This is a genomic window from Anatilimnocola aquadivae (assembly GCF_049819085.1).
Taxonomy (GTDB): Bacteria; Planctomycetota; Planctomycetia; order Pirellulales; family Pirellulaceae; genus Anatilimnocola.
Map to the genome: position 1 here is coordinate 3,694,930 of NZ_CP187419.1, position 19,272 is coordinate 3,714,201.

General features: G+C 58.0%; 12 protein-coding genes. 9 read left to right on the forward strand and 3 right to left on the reverse strand.

Features of this window, described 5'->3' with window-relative positions:
* Window positions 1-24 precede the first annotated feature (24 nt).
* The 8 genes from NA78x_RS14960 (at window position 25) to NA78x_RS14995 (ending at window position 13,838) form a co-directional block, all read left to right on the forward strand.
* A complete protein-coding gene (locus NA78x_RS14960) occupies window positions 25-1,584 on the forward strand; it encodes a sigma-54-dependent transcriptional regulator (protein WP_425619253.1) in 1,560 nt (519 codons plus the stop codon).
* Window positions 1,581-3,773, forward strand: a complete 2,193-nt coding sequence (locus NA78x_RS14965) for an ATP-binding protein (protein WP_425619254.1) — start codon at window positions 1,581-1,583, stop codon at window positions 3,771-3,773. The genes NA78x_RS14960 and NA78x_RS14965 overlap by 4 nt, the downstream gene beginning before the upstream one ends.
* Window positions 3,774-3,892: 119 nt before the next feature.
* On the forward strand, window positions 3,893-5,083 hold the full coding sequence (locus tag NA78x_RS14970) for an FG-GAP repeat domain-containing protein (RefSeq protein WP_425619255.1): 1,191 nt from the start codon (window positions 3,893-3,895) through the stop codon (window positions 5,081-5,083).
* A gap of 549 nt (window positions 5,084-5,632) precedes the next feature.
* Window positions 5,633-7,966 (forward strand): pre-peptidase C-terminal domain-containing protein, encoded by a 2,334-nt coding sequence (locus NA78x_RS14975; RefSeq protein WP_425619256.1) that lies wholly within the window; start codon window positions 5,633-5,635, stop codon window positions 7,964-7,966.
* Window positions 7,967-7,994: 28 nt separating this feature from the next.
* The gene (locus NA78x_RS14980) at window positions 7,995-10,466 is read left to right on the forward strand and encodes a DUF1549 domain-containing protein (RefSeq protein WP_425619257.1); all 2,472 of its coding nucleotides are present in this window, start codon (window positions 7,995-7,997) and stop codon (window positions 10,464-10,466) included.
* An 84-nt stretch (window positions 10,467-10,550) separates the two neighbouring features.
* A complete protein-coding gene (locus tag NA78x_RS14985) occupies window positions 10,551-11,918 on the forward strand; it encodes a c-type cytochrome domain-containing protein (protein ID WP_425619258.1) in 1,368 nt (455 codons plus the stop codon).
* Window positions 11,919-11,959: 41 nt separating this feature from the next.
* A complete protein-coding gene (locus tag NA78x_RS14990) occupies window positions 11,960-12,997 on the forward strand; it encodes a Gfo/Idh/MocA family protein (RefSeq protein ID WP_425619259.1) in 1,038 nt (345 codons plus the stop codon).
* Window positions 12,998-13,100: 103 nt separating this feature from the next.
* The gene (locus NA78x_RS14995) at window positions 13,101-13,838 is read left to right on the forward strand and encodes an ATP-grasp domain-containing protein (RefSeq protein WP_425619260.1); all 738 of its coding nucleotides are present in this window, start codon (window positions 13,101-13,103) and stop codon (window positions 13,836-13,838) included.
* Between the two features lie 657 nt (window positions 13,839-14,495).
* Here NA78x_RS14995 and NA78x_RS15000 read toward each other — a convergent pair.
* Both NA78x_RS15000 and NA78x_RS15005 read right to left on the reverse strand, forming a co-directional pair.
* Window positions 14,496-15,551 (reverse strand): Ldh family oxidoreductase, encoded by a 1,056-nt coding sequence (locus NA78x_RS15000; RefSeq protein WP_425619261.1) that lies wholly within the window; start codon window positions 15,549-15,551, stop codon window positions 14,496-14,498.
* A 150-nt stretch (window positions 15,552-15,701) separates the two neighbouring features.
* Window positions 15,702-16,316: a 3-keto-disaccharide hydrolase gene (locus NA78x_RS15005; RefSeq protein WP_425619262.1), complete on the reverse strand. Its 615-nt coding sequence runs from the start codon at window positions 16,314-16,316 to the stop codon at window positions 15,702-15,704.
* A gap of 196 nt (window positions 16,317-16,512) precedes the next feature.
* Here NA78x_RS15005 and NA78x_RS15010 point away from each other — a divergent pair, with 196 nt between their 5' ends.
* Complete coding sequence (locus NA78x_RS15010) at window positions 16,513-18,606, forward strand: PQQ-binding-like beta-propeller repeat protein (protein ID WP_425619263.1); 2,094 nt, start codon at window positions 16,513-16,515, stop codon at window positions 18,604-18,606.
* Window positions 18,607-18,633: 27 nt separating this feature from the next.
* Here the strand turns inward: NA78x_RS15010 and NA78x_RS15015 are convergent, their stop codons facing one another.
* Window positions 18,634-19,236, reverse strand: coding sequence for a hypothetical protein (locus NA78x_RS15015; RefSeq protein ID WP_425619264.1), 603 nt, complete (start codon window positions 19,234-19,236; stop codon window positions 18,634-18,636).
* Between the last annotated feature and the right edge of the window lie 36 nt (window positions 19,237-19,272).

Genomic DNA, 19,272 nt, shown 5'->3' on the forward strand with positions numbered 1-19,272 from the left:
GCCAATTGCTAATTGAGGCGGCGCGTGACTTCGCTAGAAACCGAAGAACCTGATCAAGCTGACCCAGCTTCCCCCATGCAGACATCTGGCAAACGACTTCCCCGGTTGCTTGTGGTGGATGACGATCCGCTTGTACTGCGATTGGCGCACGGAGTGTTCGACGACGAGCACTACACGTTGCTGACAGCGCGCACTGGCGAACAAGCGCTGCAGATGCTCAGTCAGCGTCCGAGCGTGATGATCCTCGATAACGTCCTGCCCGATCTGGGTGGCTTGGCCGTGCTCGCGCAAGCGCGCCAGCTTGATCCGCACTTGCCTGTGATCTTCATCACCGCCCGCGGGACGAGCCAAACTGCCATCGAAGCCATGAAGCGGGGCGCATTCGATTATCTGCATAAGCCTCTCGACTTGTCGGTGCTAGAACACCAGGTTCAACTCGCGCTGGAAGCTCGGCGGCTAATGCACGAGCCCGTGGTAATTGCTGCCGCGAATGAAAATCGAGAAGAAACGATCGAGGCACTTGTCGGTCGCGGTCCCTTGATGTCGGAGGTCTTCAAAGCAATTGGACGAGCCGCTGCTCGGCAGGAACCAGTCTTGCTGCAAGGCGAAACCGGAACGGGCAAGGCACTGGTCGCGCGTGCCATCTATCAAAATAGCAGCCGCAGCACCAAGCCTTTCCGAGTCGTCAAATGTTCTGACTTCGACAGCGCCACACTCGACCACGAGCTGTTTGGCGTCGACAGCCCCAGCAGTGGCGACCAGGTAGGCAAGCTAGAGCAGTGCAACGGTGGCACGTTGTTGCTGGAAGAGATCGCCGAGCTCTCACCACAGATTCAAAGCAAGCTATTTCGTCTGGTCACGACTGGGACGTTCGAACGGGGTACCACGGGGAACGTCATCTCCACCGATGTTCGCCTGCTCTGCACCACCTCGCGAGACTTGGAGCCACTCATCGGCCAGCGTGCCTTCCGGGCCGAGTTGTACTACGCACTACGGGCCTTGGCGATCACGCTGCCGCCCCTGCGGCAACGTCGCGACGATCTGCCGGCCCTGGTTGATCACTTCGTGCAACGGTTCATGCACCTGAGTACTCAATACAACCAGCAGCAGGTGCGCGTCTCGCCGGAAGCCATGGACTTGCTGCGAGAGCATTCCTGGCCGGGCAATCTCGACGAACTGCAAAGCGTGCTGCAGCAGACACTCATTGAGAACACGGGGACTGTGCTCGCCTCGAGTTCGCTCTTGCGTTCGTTGCGCCGCGGCACAAGTGGCGAGACATCCGCCAGCACCGCTCAGGCGCCTCCGGCACAAACTTATTGGCAGCAGTTCGTTTCCTCGGGGCTGGGACGTTCGACGACGCATCTGTACAGCGAAGCCATTGCTGACATGGAGCGACACGTCGTTGCACTGGTGCTGGAGAATACCTCCGGCAATCAAGCGCGGGCCGCTCGGATCTTGGGCATTACTCGCGGCAATCTGCGCAAGAAGCTTCGCGCTCTCGGTCTGCTGCCACCGGCAAGTAACGATGATGACACCGCCGCGGAAGAAACTGCCACGACAGACAACGAAGGGCAGCAGCCATGAGTTCGAGCGCGCCTCTCGATCTCGGGACCGCGCGACTCCGCTGGCTCTATATCGCCGCCTTGTCGGCAGTGGCGCTCCTTTCCATCAGCGGACAAGTGCTGGTGCAGCGGTCGTTGCGACAGCAGCAGAGCGATTCGACGATCGTGAATCTCGCCGGTCGGCAACGCATGCTTAGCCAAAAGCTGACCAAAGCAGCGCTCGCTGGGGATCGGGCAACATCGGATGAATCGCGGGCGAAGTGTCGCCTCGAACTCAAAGAAACTCTGGCCATTTGGCAACAAACGCACCAGGGACTGCAGTTTGGCGATAAGGCTCTGCAACTCCCGGGCAAGAACAGCCCTGCCATCGCGGCGCACTTCGCCCGTTTGCAGCCAACATTCGATGAAATGGTCGCTGCGGCCAACACCCTGCTACAAAGTCCTGCTGAGCAACTACCAGCAGCCGCTCTCGACACACTGCTCCAGCGCGAAGCCGACTATCTGACCGCGATGGATGCGGCCGTTTTTCAATTCGATCGCGAAGCGCAGGCGCGAGTCGCTCGTCTGCAACGCATCGAATGGCTCTTGCTGCTGCTGACCATTCTCGTCTTGCTGCTGGAAGGAGCTTTGATCTTTCGCCCGGCGGTTGCCCGGATTCAGCGCGCGGGAAGTGAGCTAATGGAATCGCGACGACAATTGGAGCTTGCCAAAGAAGCTGCTGAATCGGCGAGCGAGCAGAAGACTCGCTTTCTTGCGAATATCAGCCATGAACTGCGCAACCCGCTGCATGCGATTCTCGGCAATGCAGAGCTGGCCGGCGAAACAAGCCTATCGAACCAACAACGATTGTTTCTCGAGACCATCAAGGACTCAGCCACTTCGCTGCGCTCACTGGTCGACGAACTTCTCGACCTGGCGTGCATGCAGGCCGGCAAACTGCGAGTTTTCACCGCGCCGTTCGATGTCTGCAATGTGGCTGAACGCTGCGTTGCGATGCTGCGCCCGATTGCAGAACAAAAGGGATTACGGCTGGAGAGTGAACTGCCGACGGAGAGCGTGTATTTGTTTGGCGATTCGCTACGCGTGCAGCAAATCATCCTGAACCTGCTGGGCAACGCGATCAAGTTTACGCAGCAAGGGAGCGTCACCTTGCGGCTCGGCTTGCTACGGCCGCATGCCGGCGTGCGAATCGACGTCATCGATTCTGGACCGGGCATCGCGCCGCATTTGCAACCAGCGATCTTTGATGCCTTTATTCAGGGGAACAATCGTTCTCCGCACGAACAGGCCGGCGTGGGACTAGGGCTCGCAATTTCCAAAGGCCTGGTCGAGCTGATGTCCGGCTGTATCACACTCGAGAGCACGCCGGGCAGCGGCTCGAAGTTTACGGTAGAGTTGCCGCTGGAGCGGAGCTTTATCGCGTCACTCACCAGTGAACCCACAAGCAAGCCCGTTCCCATCACGCGCGGGTTGAAGGTCCTGGTCGCCGAAGACGACCCCGTGAACCAAAGGCTCATCACCGACTTTTTGCAGCTCCTTGGTCACCAGCAACGGCTGGCGGTCAATGGCCGGGAAGCCTTGGAGTACTACGAGCAAATTGATTGGGACTTGGGGCTGCTCGATTGGAGCATGCCCGAGGTCGATGGCCTGGAAGTCGCACGACAGATTCGTCAGCGAGAGGCAAAAGATTCGCGGCCGCGTATTCCGCTCATCGTCATTTCGGCTGCGGGAGCCGTCGCCAATGCCGAAGATGCCAAGCAAGCGGGAATCGATCTGATCCTGATCAAACCGGTGGGGCTCGATGAACTACGCACGGCAATCAACGCGCTTGTGAACAACGGAACGCCCTCTCCATTGCCTGGCGCGCAATCGGTGGAGAACCGCTGGTCGCAACCGCTGGCACGCATGCTTGGCAAACGAGAACTCTTTCGCGAAGTCGCCCAGACATTCCTCGAACAGTTGCCTCACGAAGTGCATGCGCTTGCCGACCTGGCTGCCAGGCATGAGTTTCCCGAGCTGACGCGAACCGCGCACCTGCTGCGAGGGCAAGCAGCCAACTTCGATGCGACAGTACTGATGAACGCCACCGAACAACTAGAAGTGGCTGCGACCGCGTGCAACGCCGAGCGCTGCGTCGAGCTGAGCCGCGAAGTGGCAATCGCAGGCGAAGAACTGCAAACGGCACTTCGGTCGGCCATCATTGAAATCTGAACGTGCCAGGGGCTGCCAACTTCCAGTAGTGGCAACTCGACCCGCGCGCGTGGCCCCTTTATAATTCGGCATTCCCGGAGCGAATCGTCGCCCGGCTAATGTCGCACGAAAGGTCTTCCATGATGCGGTCCCTCTCTGTCCTGATTCTCCTCTCGCTGGCGAGTGTGTCGCTCGCCCAAGCTCCGGCGGCCGATGCCAAGGCTGCACCGCAGATCCGCTTCAAGCGGACGCAGCTCGACGACAAGTTCCGTAGCGAAGGGGTCGCCGTTGCCGACTTCAACAAGGATGGCAAGCAGGATATTGCCGCCGGCTACGTTTGGTACGAAGCACCCGATTGGAAGATGCATCAGCTCACCGAGAAGGCCCCCGAATACAACCCGACCGGCTATAGCAACGCCTTCTGCTGCTTCGCTGAAGATGTGAACGGCGACGGCTGGAGCGATTTGCTCATCGTCGATTTTCCCGGCACTCCGACCTGGTGGTACGAGAATCCCAAGGAAACCGGCAAGCTGTGGACGAAGCGAACTGCCACGCCGGTGACGAACAACGAAAGCCCACAATACCTCGATCTCGATGGCGACGGCAAGCGAGAGCTGATTCTCGGCTTTGCTCCCAGCACGAAAGAATCGGACGGTCCTGATCGCCAGGTTGGTTTTGCCAAGCCCGCCAAGGATCCGAACGAACCGTGGATCTTGACCGCCGTCAGTGAAAAGGGTGTGCAAGGAGCCAAAAAGTACGACCACGGCATTGGCGTAGGCGATGTGAACAGCGACGGTCGCAAAGACATGCTGGCCGCCAGCGGTTGGTGGGAAGCACCAGCCTCGGCCAGTGAAACTCCCTGGAAGTTTCATCCGGTCAACTTTGGCCTCGCTGCTCAGATGTATGCCTACGATTTCGATGGCGACGGCGATAGCGACGTGCTGACCTCCAGCCCGCACGGCTTTGGCCTGTGGTGGCACGAGCAAGTGGCTCCCAATCAATGGAAGCAGCATGAGATCGACAAAACGTTCTCGCAGATTCACGGCGTGATGCTGGCCGACATGAACGGCGATAAACTGCCGGACATTGTCTGCGGCAAACGCTGGTGGGCCCATGCCAAGGGTGACCCGGGTGTTGACGATCCGGCGGTCTTCTTCTGGTTCGAACTGAAACGCGAGAATGGCCGCCCGGTTTGGACGCCGCACCAGTTCGACCACAACAGTGGCCCCGGCACGCAGTTCGAAGTGGCCGACGTCAACGCCGACGGTCTGATCGATATCATCGCCTCGAACAAAAAGGGCGTTCACTACTTCCAGCAAACGCGGGAGTAGCAGTTTGGTGCCGGCAAAAGGGTGTTGATAAATAGGGTAGGTTTATCAACACCAACAGGCGTTATTTCCCGAGAGTTGCGCAAGGTGCTGTTGATAAAGTCGACGGGTTTATCAACGAATAGGCCCCAATCGGATTGGCACTCAGCAGGACTTACGTCGCGGGAACATGCGTGACAGTCAAATCGGGGGGCGTTCAACAATCGGGTCAATTGTTGAACAGCAGTTTGCGTATCTCTCGGGTTTTCTGGCACAGGTGTGTTCAACAATTCAGCCCCTGGTTGAACACTTACGCCGATTTCAACTCGCGCGAGGGCGACCGGCGGTTGACGTAAGTTGACGGAGCCGAACAGAGTCGCTCGGCACATCCTTTCCTCCGTGGATCCGTTCTGTTTGGTTGACCGGCGCCGGGGCGCCGGTCAGAATGGGCGCTGGCAACTTGGTTCCTGCCCAGACCGCAGCATGCCGTCTTAGGGGCAACCTTGTCGCCTTGTGGCTTAGCCGCCACCTCCCGCCTTTGCCCTGAACTACTTCCCACCAAGAGCGTTTCCCGTGACCAAGCTCTCGCTTTCATGCTGGTCAGCGATCGTAGGCTGCTGCCTGTTGGTGCTGCTGCACGCCTCGACGGCTGTTGCGCAGCCGGCAATCACCGGCGTCTCTCCAGCGGCCGTCAAGCCAGGCACGACTACGCAGATTACTTTCAGCGGAACCAAGCTCGATGGGGCCATAGAGATTTGGACCAGCTTTCCCGCTCGCTGCGAATGGGTGGCGCAGGACCCCAAAGCCAAAGATGTGAAGAGCCTGACTTGCAAGCTCACAGTCCCCGCCGGAGCGAGCGTGGGACCTGCGGGAATCGTGATCGCCTCGATTCGCGGGATGAGCGACATCCTGCCGGTGATGGTCGACGACCTGGCGACCGTTGCCGAAAGCGGCAACAACCATGCACCAGCCACCCCCCAGGAAATCACTCTGCCGGTTGCCATCGAAGGCTCCAGCGATGGGCCAGCGAGTGACTATTTTGCCTTCAATGCCAAAGCGAATGAGCGCCTATCGCTCGAACTGATTGCCGCCCGGCTGGGATCGGATTTTGATGGCGTGCTGCGCGTGCTCGACGCACAAGGCAACGAATTGTTGTTATTCGACGACGATGCGGCCGCTGGTGCTGACTGCCGCGGCGTCTTTACCGCGCCGGCCGATGGTAAGTATCTCATCGAACTGCGTGATAATCGCTTCAAGGCCAACGGTCGCTATCGCCTGAGGCTGGGCGACTTCCCGCTCGTAACCACGACGTATCCGATCGGCGTACAGGTTGGAGTACCCACTGCACTGCACTTTACTGGGCCTCAAGTCGACAAGCTCAGTGCGGTCAGTTTGTTGACCACCAGTTCGACCAGCAGGCGGTTGCCGATTAGCACGTCGGTCCCCGGTGTCCAGGGTTCCGGCTGGGGAACGATTGTCGCTGGCAACTTGCCACTGGCCTTGGAGTCGCCAACAGCGAAGGATCCACTGGCGCTTCCGGTGGCCGTTCACGGAGTCCTGGCAGTTCCCCGCGAGAAGGATGAGTACTCGTTCTCGCTCGCCAAGGATCAGCGCGTGATGTTCGCGCCGATTTCTCGCAGCGTCGGGTCAGCAGCCATCATCACGCTACGCTTGCTTAATTCCGCTGGTGCGCAAGTGGCAGAAGCGGCGGTGACCGAGAACGAAGAGGAGCCACTTTCGTTCGTGGCGCCAGCCGAGGGAATCTACAAGCTCGTAGTCAGTGATCTCACCGACCGCGGTGGAGCCGATTTCACCTATCGCATCGAGGCTTCGACCGGCCCCAGCTTTCAACTGATTCGCAAACTGGGTGATGCCAAGACCAAGGCCGACCTGAACAACAATCGGACGCGGTTTCCCATCAGCATTGCTGGCGGCGGTTGCTACATTGATGTCGTGGCGCAGCGCAGTGGCTATGACGGTGCGATTCAGCTGAGCATCGATTCGCCTCGCAGTGGCTGGCAACTGGTCAACAACGTGATTGCAGCCAAAGCCAATGAAACGCGTCTCTACCTTGTTCCGCCGGCCGATTGGCAGCGAGCCGAGATCGCGCGATTTCGCATTGTCGGCGAAGCCGTAGATGACGAATCCATTTCGCCGGCTGTTATGTCGACCACCGCGCAAACTCGACTGGCGAAGCCCGCGCTGATCTATCCGCCCGCCTATCAAGACGGTTTGCTGCTTGCTTCGGGACTGCAGGCCAAAAGCGAGTTCTACACGCTCTCACAGGGCAAGCCAGAAATCAAACTGCTTCGGCAAATCGGGCAGACTCAGTTGACCCTTGCCATGCAGCGAAACGAAGCGACTTTCAAAGACGTGCCGCTCACTGTGCTCGTTACGAAGCTCCCACCGGGTGTCACTAGCGAAGTGAAGCGAAACGGCAACGGCCCGGCGGAAACCTACGAGATCATTCTGAAGTCGGCCAAAGACATCGCTGCCGGGCGTCATGCGTTGCGGTACTTCACGTATGCCGAATTGGCTGGTACGGGTCTAGCGGTGGTATCGAACGATGTTGTAGTGAATCTCGTCGATCCGTTGGTGATTACCCTTACGCCAGCGGGACCTCTCGTAGCGGGGCAGAAGCAAAAGGTCAAAATTGCTGTCACGCGCCATGCCGACGACCGTCAGCCAGTAGACTTGGCCTTCAAATCGCTCCCCGCCGGCGTGACCGGCCCCGACAAAGTCAATCTGGCAGTCGATCAAAACGAAGTTGAAGTGGAGTTATCCGCCGTAGCCGATGCAGCACCGGTGATGTTCAAGGAACTCGTTGTAGTAGCGACCAGCAAAGCAGCGGAACAGAATGTGACCGGCGAAAGTGCCCCAGCTGCGCTCGAAGTGAAAAAGCCCTAGCAGAGAACTGTCAGCAAGGATTTTGCTCATGCCACTGCCACGCCCACTCATCGCATTCGCGTTTGCCGCACTCTGCGGTTGCAGTTTGCCGATGCTCGTTGCCGATGATCTACCTCTCGAGCCCCTTCAAATCGGATCGCCCACCAAACTCGAAGTGCAACCCGCAGCGGTCAAGCTGAGCGGCAAGAACGCCACCGCGCAATTGGTCGTGACCGGCCACTATGCCGACGGCACTGTGCAAGACCTCACACGCGCTGTCACGATCGCTTCCAGCAATGGTCACCTGGTCGCTGTAGAAGGCTCCGTCTTGCGTGGTAAAGGCGACGGCAACGCTGAGGTCACCATCAGCGCAGGTGGTCAGCAGGCGAAAGTCCCTGTCGAAGTCATACACGCTGCCACTCCCGCGCGCCTGTCGTTTGAGTTTGATGCCCTGGTGGCGCTCTCGAAAAATGGTTGCAACTCGGGTGCTTGCCACGGTTCGCCCAGCGGCAAGGGAGGCTTTCGCCTTTCTCTCCGAGCGTTCGACCCGGTGCTCGATAATCTCACACTCATTCGCGAAGATCTCGGTCGTCGCACAAACAAAGTGACCGCCGACGAAAGCCTGCTGCTGCTCAAGCCGCTGATGAAGGTTCCGCATGGTGGCGGCCAAAAGCTGAAGAAGTCGGATCCTGCCTATGCGGTACTGCGAGACTGGATCGAACAAGGCTGTCAGGCCGATCCCGCCGACCAGGCTCGCTGCGTGAAGATCGAAGTTTCACCACCTACCGGCCGACAGTTCAAATTTCCTGCCCACACGCAGCAACTGGCAGTCCGAGCGCATTTTTCGGATGGCACCAGCCGCGATGTCACTCCGCTGGCCTGCTATTCGTCATCCGATACTGAAGTGGCCGAAGTTACCGAGGCTGGTCTCGTGATCGGCAAGACTCGCGGCGAAGCGGCCATTTTGGTTCGCTACCTCGAACACATCGAATCGTGTTTTCTTACCTTCGTGAAAGAGATTCCCGGCTATCAATGGCCGAACCCGCCGACCAACAACTACATCGACGAACTCGTCCACACCAAGCTGCGACAGTTGCAATATCTCCCCTCGGGCTTATGCAGCGATGAAGAGTTTTTGCGTCGGGCGTACTGCGATGTGATCGGCACTCCACCGACCGTCGAAGAAGTGCGAGCGTTTCTTTCTGATGGTGCTCCGGACAAACGGGCCAAGGCAATTAACTCGCTGCTTGACCGTCCAGAATACGCTCGCTTCTGGGCACTCAAGTGGGGCGACTTGCTCCGGCTGACGAATCAACAAATCGGCAACAGCGGCATGTTCAAGTATCACCGCTGGGTCGAACGGGCTTTGGCTACCAACATGCCCTACGATCAATTCGCCAAAGAGCTGATCGTTGCCAGTGGCAGCACCTTGCAAAATCCGGCCGCCAATTTCTATCGCACTGCCGCCGATACGAACGAGTGCGTCGAAACCATTTCGCAGGTGTTCCTGGGCGCTCGCCTGCAATGTGCCAAGTGCCACAACCATCCCTTCGAACGGTGGACACAAGACAACTACTACGGGATGGCGGCATTCTTCAATCGGGTGCAACGCAAGAAGTCAGCTCGTACCGATGAACTGGTCGTTTACATGGCCCGGGCCGGCGAAGTGACGCAGCCTCGCACCAACAAACAAATGAAGCCTTGGCTGCCACAGCGGGGCGAAGTGGATCCGCCAGCTGATGGCGACCGTCGCGATACCTTTGCCAATTGGCTGGTCGAAAAGGAGAATCCCTACTTTGCCAAGATCGAAGTGAATCGCATCTGGAGCCACTTGCTGGGGCGCGGCATTGTGGAACCTGCTGATGACTTCCGCGAATCGAATCCCCCATCCAATGCACCACTTCTCGATGCCCTCGCAAAGGACTTCGTGCAGCATGGTTACGACCGCAAGCATGTGCTGCGTACGATTCTGAACAGCCGGACCTACCAGGCTGATTTTCGTCCGAACGACATGAACAAGGACGATGTAAAGTACTTCTCCCACTATCAGCCTCGTCTACTATCGGCCGAACAACTGCTCGACTCGATCTGTGCCGTCACCGATTTGCCTGAAGCATTTGCTGGATTGCCTGCGGGCACTAAGGCGACACAACTTCCCTCCCCCGATCTGGCCAAGCATGAGTTTTTAAAGATCTTTGGCCAGCCCGAACGGCAAACGGTATGCGCATGCGAGCGTACCAGCGACTCGAACCTTGGCATGGCGATTCAGTTCTTCAATGGCCCGCTGATCTATGGCAAGCTTCGAGACGCGAACAACCGCTTCCGCAAAGCCATCGCGGCAGGCAAGAAGAACGAAGACATTATCGAAGACCTGTACTTGGCCGCGGTTAGTCGGCGGCCTACGCCCAAAGAACTGGAAGCCAGCCTAGCGCACATCGCCGCGAAGGGCGATCAGGTCGTTGGTCTCGAAGACATTTGCTGGGCACTCCTCAATACCAACGAGTTCTTATTCCAACACTGACCGCTCTCTCCCCCATACTCCACTCACGATCTCCTTCGCTGACGCGTCGGGCTACCGAAGTCCCACCTCCCACCGGATTGAAATATGAAACGCTGCTCCTTCCTTGCAGTGGCGATCGTCTCCACGATTGCCACCGCGGTCCAAGCCGATCCTGTCAGCTTCAAAACCGATGTTGCCCCGCTGCTCATCAATAGCTGCCTGGCCTGTCACGGACCGAAGAAGGCGGAGGGTGGCTACCGCATCGATACGTACGAAAAGGTGATGGCAGCCGGCGATTCCACCAGTCCGGGTTTTCATGCGAAGGATCTCGACGGGAGCGAAGCATTCCGCCGGATTATCGAAACCGATCCCAAGGAGCGGATGCCTCTCGACGGTGACCCGATGACCCCTGAGCAAATCGCATTGCTGAAACGCTGGGTTGAAGAAGGGGCTAACTTCGACGGTCCCGATCCGAAGGCTCCGCTCGCCTCCTATATTCCGGCGCCGAAGCATCCTGCTGGACCTGAAAAGTACAGCGCCACAATGCCCATCACGGCGGTTGCCTTCACACCCGATGGATCGCAATTGCTCGCCGCTGGCTACCACGAAGTGACCGTTTGGAATCCTACCGATGGCCAGTTGATTCGCCGCATCAATAATGTCGGTCAACGGACTTACGGCTTGTCGGTGAGTCCCGATGGTCAACTGCTAGCCGTGGCCTGTGGCGCACCCGGGCGTCTGGGCGAATGCCGCATCTTCAAGCTCGATAGCGGCGAACTGATCCGCGTGATCTCGACCACCAGCGATGTGGTCTACGACTGCCAATTCAACCCAGCCGGCGACCGCATCGCCACCGCTGCCGCCGATGGCTCTGTCCGCGTGTTCGAGGTGGCAACCGGCAAGGAGCAACTGACGATTACCAGCCATAGCGATTGGGTCTTTGCGGTTGCTTGGAGCCCTGATGGCAACAAGCTCGCTTCGGCCAGTCGCGATAAGACTGCCAAGGTCTATGATGCCAAGACAGGCGATCTGCTCATCACTTACTCGGCTCACAACAAAGAAGTCCGCGGCGTGATGTTCCATCCGGATGGGGCCGAGGTTTATTCCAGCGGCAGCGATAACAAAATCCAGCGTTGGAAAGTCGCCGATGCGGCGCGAACTGCGGAAGTAGGCTTTGGCGGAGAAGTTTACAAGCTGTCTCCTGGCGGCGAGTTCTTCTTGACCAGTTCCGCCGAGGCGAAGGTTCGCCAGTTCAACGCCAAAGACCAAAAACAGATTCGCGAATACCCAGGCGCGAAGGATTGGGTTCTATCCGCCGCCTATCACGCGGGCACCAAACGTATTGCTGGCGGGACCTTCGATGGCCAGATCATTGTTTGGAATGCTGAAGACGGCAAGCAAGTCATCGCCTTCACCGCCGCACCAGGATTTACGGCACCGGTATCCGCCGAGAAGCCTGCCGAAAAGAAATAGTTCACTCAACGTAGACTTTGTCACCAACAGGAATGAATTCCATGACTGAGGTTTCGCGCCGCACTTTTTCGCTGTCGATCGCTTCGGGAATCGCACTCGCGGGGCTACCCGCAGTGGCCCAAGACCAGAAGGAACTGAAGGTCGGCATCATCGGGCTCGACACTTCGCACGTGATGGCGTTTACGAAGGAACTGAACAATCCCAAGGCCACCGAAGACGTTGCCCATTGCCGCGTGATTGCTGCTTACCCCCAGGGTAGCCCGGATATCGAATCGAGCACTTCCCGAGTTCCCGGCTATACGAAGGATATTCAAACTCATGGTGTGGAGATTGTTGACTCGATCGATGAACTCGTAAAACGCGTCGATTGCATTCTGCTCGAAACGAACGATGGCCGACCGCACCTCGAACAGGCACTCGCTGGCTTCAAGGCGGGCAAACCAACTTTCATCGACAAGCCTGTCGCCGGCTCGCTCGCCGATGCCATTGCCATCTATCAGGCTGCCAAAATCTATAAGGCACCGGTCTTCTCGTGTTCGTCCCTCCGTTTTGCCAAGGGCGCCCAGGAGATTCGCGGCGGAGCCATCGGCGACATTCAGGGCTGCGATGCTTACAGCCCCTGCTCGCTCGAAAAGACACACCCTGAATTGTTCTGGTATGGCATTCATGGTGTGGAAACGCTGTTTACCGTAATGGGTAGCGGCTGCGAATCGGTGTCACGCGTTTCCACTAACGACTACGATCTGGCTGCTGGAGTCTGGAGCGGCGGCCGCATCGGCACTTTCCGCGGCATTCGTTCCAAGGGCGGATCCGGTTACGGAGGCACAGCGTTTGGCAGCAAGGGGATTCGCGAAATCGGCAAGTTCGATGGCTATCGACCGCTGGCTGTGGAGATCGTGAAATTCTTCCGCGGTGGCCAGCCTCCGGTTTCGGCTGAAGAAACGCTGCAAATTTATGCCTTTATGGAAGCAGCCGACGAAAGCAAACGCCAGGGCGGCAAACCGGTGACCCTCGAATCGGTCATGAAGAAGGCCGAAGGCGAAGCAGCCGCGCGACTCGCCACGCTCGGTGTGAAGTAACTCTCAGCCGCAGCAACCAATGCCTTCTCTGATCGTTTCGTCGCGAAACACGATTGATTCCCAGATCTTGCGCAAAACGGCGCAAGGTCTCGGATGGACAACCTTGCGACTGGATGGCAGCGAGCTTCCCGAGTGGTTCGAGCCAGATGACGATCAGATCGCTCTCTTCGTTACACCGCCCCTGGCCTTCGATCTCGCCGCTCAACTTGAAAGAACTCTACTAGGCTGCCCGTCGGACTGGACGATTCGCCTTCCGGCTCGATTTTTGGTCCGCAGCCTTCAGCAAATGTCTCTGCAGGAGGCGCTGCATCTGGACGGTGCCTCCTTTATCAAGCATTCGATCAGCAAGGCATTTCCTGCCGGCATTTATCGCTCGGCAGAGCTTGCGGAGGTTACTGTTCGCATTCCTCGCGCCGCCTTGGTTCATGTCGGCGAACCGGTCCATTGGCTGGCCGAGTATCGCTGTTTTGTGCGCGCGGGCTCGGTTGCCACCATCAGTCCCTATCAGCGGCATGGCGAGGTTATCGGCGACGACCAAAGTCTTTTCGCACCACCAGAAGAGCTTGAACAAGCTCGCCAGTTCGCCCAAGCGGTGCTGTATTCGCCAGATGTCGCGTTTCCCCCAGCCTTCGTCCTCGACGTCGGTTTGATCGAGGGGCGCGGCTGGGCGGTCGTCGAATTCAACGAATGCTGGGCAGCGGGAATCTACGCGTGCAAGCCGGTGCATGTTCTGGCAACGCTGATAGCCGCCTGCGTGCCGACGTCGGCAATGTCGCCCACCAATTGGGACTGGGATTTCAGACAGCATTATCTATTCGCCTGTGCTACCGAACCTGAGTAGTCATCGCCACTGAAGCCACCCTCGGGCAGATCCGGTTCAAGAATTCTGATGCTCGTGTGACCAGACTAGTCACGACATGATATACAATTATCATGAACGTGTTCTGGACTAGTGATTGTACATGTTCGATAGATACGTCGGCGTATCGCGTGCAAGGTTTGCCTGATCGCCGCTGTCGAACCGCAGCGGCTGGGGACAAGAATGGTTATCAAACGGTTATCAAGCAGGCGGGTAATGGAAACTTATACTTGCCGCAAGTCAAGCAACGAAAGCAGGTTGCGGGTGAAGGGCACTCGTAAATTGGTGCGCGGAATGGTTATCAAAATCGCTGGCGAATTTGAGCTCGACCGATGTCGAGAAGAGGGCCCTGCAGTCGGTCGGGCTGGAAAAAGTAACGTGTCCAAAAACCTCTCGACTGTTCGAGCCTCAGGTGCAGTTTTATGCGAGATTGGCAGCGGTTTGGGCGGAAATCCGGGGGGAGGTTGTTGGACAAAAAGGCTGATGCCAGTTCGTACATTTGAGTGGACTGACCCCAGCTCGGGTAGCGATTGTTTCCTAAGAGTTCATGGCTTGCAGGTCGATGCACTCAGGTCGCTGACGTTTCCGGCTCAGGTAAGGCGACCTGCGAAGCCACCGCTTTTTGTGATTGTTGTTGTGCTACGCAACCGCTGGGGCAGCGACATTGAGCTTCTGGCCGGCGGCGACGAGCGCATTCCAGTTTTCGGTGTCGAGGTTGAGACCAGCGGCTTGGCGACGCTCGAAGAGTTTGCGCTCGGGATCGCCGGGAAGCATGATCTCTTCGCAGCCATCGATGCGGGGACAGCTGCGGATATATTCGACCAGTTGTTCCACTTCGGTCTTGAAGTGTTCAGCCCCGCCGTACAGGCCTGGATCGATGAGCATCATGAAGACGCAGTTTCCCTTTTTCTCGAAGGGAACCGGTCGCGCGGTCACGCCACCAGAGATTGCACCGGTAAAGATCTCGATCATCAGACCAAGTCCGAAGCCTTTGTAACCTTGGGTGCCGCCCATCGGCAGAATAGAGCCTGGAGGCGTGCCATAGAGTGTGTTGGGATCAGTCGTTGGCTTGCCTTCACAATCGAGCAGCCAACCATCGGGCACCTTCTCACCGGCGATTTTCTTCACGCGTACTTTGCCTTCGGCGGTCGCACTGGTGCTGAAGTCGAGCACGAGAGGCGAATCTTTGTGAGGAACGCCGATGGCCAGCGGATTGGTGCTGAGCCGCGGAGCCTTGCCGCCGGGCGGAGCCACGCGGACCGCAGCGCCGTGCGAGTTCACCATCAGCAGCGAAACAAGTCCTTGGGCAGCCGCCATCTCGCAGTATTCGCCAAGCCGACCGATGTGGCCGCAGTGGGTCATGGTGCCGATGGCCTGCCCCGTCTTATGGGCCTTTTCGGCCAGCATTTTGAGCATCCTCACGCCTTGCACCTGGCCCACGCCCCAATTGGCATCGGCCACGACGCGGCTTGGCCCTTCATCGATGACCGTGAGCGGCGCGCCGGAAATCACTTCGCCATCCTTGATGGCCTGGACGTAATAGGGCAACCGCATAACACCATGCGAGTCGTAGCCTCGCATGTTGGCATCCACGAGGCTGCGAGCCGTAACGGTCGCTTCTTCGGCCGAAGCACCTCCGGCAAGCAAGAGGTTTTCAGCATATGTTTCGAGAGCGGCGGCGGTGATGACAGGCATGGTAGAGGGGGCTAGGGGCTGGGAACTAGGAGCTAGGGTAAAGGCAAATCGATTGTAAGCCGGAACTAGAAAGTAGGCCTGAACAAGCGGTACTCCGCGATGTTCCGGCGCGAGCCATGGGTTGACCGTCATTTGCACCCGGCCTACTGCTTACGGCAGACGGCGGACTTCCAAGTTACGGAACATCACGGTGCTGCCTGGGTCGTGAGCTTGCAGGGCGAAGGTCCCTTCGCTCAGCTTGATGGTTCCTTCCTTGCTGGCTGGCTCTTCAAAATCGACCACGGTTTTGTCGTCGATTTTCACGGTCACATGCTTGCCATCGACTTTGATGTAGTAGGTGAACCAAACGTCGTCCTTGGCGGGAGCCTCGAGTACTTTCACGGTGTTGTACAGACCGCCCGTCTTTTGCGGATCCTTGTTGTAGCTGTTGTTTACCTGACACTCATAGCCGACCTTTGGCCAATCTTTTTCCTGGAACCTGGTGTGAATGAAGATGCCGGCGTTGCTGTTGTTCTTGGTCTGCACTTCGCACTTGAATTCGAAGTTCTTAAACGGCTTGTCGTTGCCGACGTAAAAGGCGTGCGAGCGGTCACCGTGGGCAACGATGGCGCCGTCCTGCACGGAGAAGCTCTTCTCGTTTTCGTTGACCTTCCAGCCAGTGAGCGTCTTGCCATCGAACATCTTCACCCAATCTGACTTCTCTTCAGCCTGCGAGAAAGCGACAAAGCTGAGAGCAGTGAGCAACAGGGGAGCAACGTAACGCATGAGAGGATTTCCTTGGGCGAGAAAGATCGAGGTTGGTTTGACCGTGGCTACATGGGCCACGACGGCACTAGTTTGACTGCCGACGAACGAATTGTAAATCGGCGGCACCCAGCCCCTTGATTTGAATTGTCCCCCCTGCGTAAGGTGACTAAGATACTCTCCTTCGTCTTATGTCAGATTCGGGGAGCAACGGGTCATGAATCTTGTTCGATCGCTCGTCTACGCAGTCGGAATGCTGTCCGCTTGGGCTGTTGTCGTTAACAGTGCTTGGGCTGCACCGCCCTACAAGGTTGACGAGCTGGTCGAAATCAAAGAGTTCGACGGCAAATGGTATCCTGCCACGGTCATCGCCACGAATGCCCGCGGCGAAGTGATGGCCGAGTACATCTGGATAGGCACTCGTTCCACCCGCAAGATCTTCGCCCCCATTAATGTGCGGTATCCCTACGAGGCCAATGCCATGGCCCCCGCGCGCCTTTGGTCCGATGCCACCGGCACGTTCAAAACCAAGGCCGCGCTGCTGAAAGTCAACGGCGAAGAGATTGTCATTCGCAAGCCCGATATGAAGGAGTTGACAATCAAGGTTGCGACTCTTAGCACGGGTGATCAGGCGTTTGTTCGCTCCTTGCAAAAGAAGATTTCCGATGCGGTCGCCTCCGGCAAGGGTTGGTTGGAACCACCACCAGCCGAATCGTTTTCGACGGTCGGCGCCGTGAATCCGTCGCTTGGCTCGGGGCAAGCCGTGGCCGTGACGCCCGATCCTTTGCCGGGCTATTTGAAAATCAAGCAAGGCGGCGTGGGGTTTGCAAAGGAGCATTCCTTCGACCGAATCAACGCCGTGATTGCACTAGGCGGAGCCGACAACTGGATTCTCGGCGTGGTGGCTCCCTGGTCACATCGTGACGAAGCGGGAACGGGGTTGTTGTGGGTTTCGCTGGCCAAGCAAAAGGTCGAGCAACGACATATGATCCCACCGGGCGAAGTGGTGGTGGACTACCACCCTTCGTCCAAGCGACTCTTAACGCGGAATTCGGACAAAGATACCAGGGAGGAGTTTTTCACGTTGTGGCATGCTTCGCCTGTCGAAAAAGAAATGAAGCCCTTAGTGAAATGGGCGGCAGAAGAATCCATCGGATCGAGAAACGGTTGGGCGCGGATCATCGATGGCAAAATCGTTCTGCAACGATCCGGGAAACAGGCGTATGCAGCCTGGGACACCGAGAACAAGCGTCTGGCGTATCGCGTCAATCAAGAATCTTTCTTTGGCGCGGACTGCATTATCAGCGGCGGCCGCAAATACCTGATTCTGCCCGAAGATGAACGGGTGCGAATTTTGGATGCGGTTAGCGGGAATACAATCTCCACACTGCCAGCAGCGGCAAGTGTGGCCAGCGTCGCGCTGTCCGACGACGGCGCCAAGCTGGCCGTGCTCGAGCGATACTCGCTCCGAGTCTGGGAATTGACGGATCCCGAAGCGCCGGAACGCCGGTTCGCCGCGGAAGCGATCGGCACGCCGTTTTCGACAACGATGTCCTGGGTGGGCAACGACCGTTTGCTCGCCCAATCGCGGCAAGGTGGCGACCTGGTGCTGTATAGCCTGACGCGCGGCCTCGCCCTCTGGACGTATGAACTCGATCGACAAGCGCAGCCGGAACACGGGGCGACTCGCACGCATGAAATCATCGATCAACACCTGATCTATGCAGCCTCGTTCGAACAAGGTCGCAGTAGCGGCCTGGCGGTCGGAGCGGTGAAGCTACCAGGGCCGAAGGTGGACGAGGTCGATGCCGCCACCGATCCCGAGTCGCTCTTGCTGATCAAGCCAGGGGCCCAGATCAAGCTGGTTGTCCAGTGCGGCGAGTATGACTCGCAAGTTCGGACCGCGGTCGAGACCGAAATTCAGCGGAATGGATGGACCATCAGCGAGTCTGCCACGACGGTCATGACGGCTTCGATGAAGCAAGGTGAATCTCAGCAGGTGAGATACCGAATGGGTGGTTTTGGCGGTCAGCCGGTGTCGGAACAATCGGCGACGCTCAGACCCTTCATTTCCGACCTCCGACTCACCGTTGGCGACACGGAAGCGTGGTCCTCTGGCACGCGAACCGGTGCCCCGGGAATGGTGAACTTGCGCGAAGGGCAAACGTTGCAGGGTGAAGTTGATCGTTGGCAAAAGCCCAATCCAGGCTTCTTCACCACGGTCGACGTGCCGGACAAGATCATGGACCCAGCCAAACGAAACGGCCTGGGAAAAACGCTGGTCACCAACCGTGGCTTGATCCCGCAATAAGCGAAGGCCTGCGTTTGGCGAGCGAACTCATGTCGGATGACCAATTCCGGGCCATTTCGGCAGCGAATCGAGGAATGGCCGCTTCGGCCCTTTGAGCCAGAAGTACTTCTGCTTGATCGACTGAAACACCAACAGTCCCTTGCGATCCCAACTAATTTTGAGAGCCGCAATGGTCAGCACGGCCAGGAAGAAAACCAACCAACCGTTGTTGTTGGGGTCGAGAAAACCGCTGGTGAACAGCAGAACGAGGAGCAAAAAGCTCACTCCCGAAACCGCCAAGGCGATGATTTGCTGGCGGCGAATCTTCCTGAGCGCCGATTGGCAGATGCCGTAACTGAAGGTCGATTTTCGACTGCTCCAGTCGATGGGGTATGACCACGTAATGGTTTGCAAGAGGCGTTCAGCCTCCGGCTCGTTGGTGAACAGGCAGCGGGATGGAAATCTCGCCCGTTCATGAACGACTACGCAATTGCCATCTCGCCAAATGCCCACACCGGGCGGCAAGTCAACTTCGTACTCGCCGGTGCTCACCGGAGCCGCATAGGGATTCAGCGGGCTCGCGGCAGATTGCAGCCGCCCCGGCAGCTCCGGTAGCGGCTCATCGGCAAAAGGATTCGAGGGCGAACTCATGTCTGCAGTTTATCGCAGCGGCAGCTCTCTTGGCCA

Coding starts and splice junctions, on each gene's coding strand:
- NA78x_RS14970 (WP_425619255.1), top strand. CDS start 3,893: ATGATGCGGTCCCTCTCTGTCCTGATTCTCCTCTCGCTGGCGAGTGTG.
- NA78x_RS15015 (WP_425619264.1), bottom strand. CDS start 19,236: ATGAGTTCGCCCTCGAATCCTTTTGCCGATGAGCCGCTACCGGAGCTG.
- NA78x_RS14965 (WP_425619254.1), top strand. CDS start 1,581: ATGAGTTCGAGCGCGCCTCTCGATCTCGGGACCGCGCGACTCCGCTGG.
- NA78x_RS14990 (WP_425619259.1), top strand. CDS start 11,960: ATGACTGAGGTTTCGCGCCGCACTTTTTCGCTGTCGATCGCTTCGGGA.
- NA78x_RS15005 (WP_425619262.1), bottom strand. CDS start 16,316: ATGCGTTACGTTGCTCCCCTGTTGCTCACTGCTCTCAGCTTTGTCGCT.
- NA78x_RS14985 (WP_425619258.1), top strand. CDS start 10,551: ATGAAACGCTGCTCCTTCCTTGCAGTGGCGATCGTCTCCACGATTGCC.
- NA78x_RS15000 (WP_425619261.1), bottom strand. CDS start 15,551: ATGCCTGTCATCACCGCCGCCGCTCTCGAAACATATGCTGAAAACCTC.
- NA78x_RS15010 (WP_425619263.1), top strand. CDS start 16,513: ATGAATCTTGTTCGATCGCTCGTCTACGCAGTCGGAATGCTGTCCGCT.
- NA78x_RS14980 (WP_425619257.1), top strand. CDS start 7,995: ATGCCACTGCCACGCCCACTCATCGCATTCGCGTTTGCCGCACTCTGC.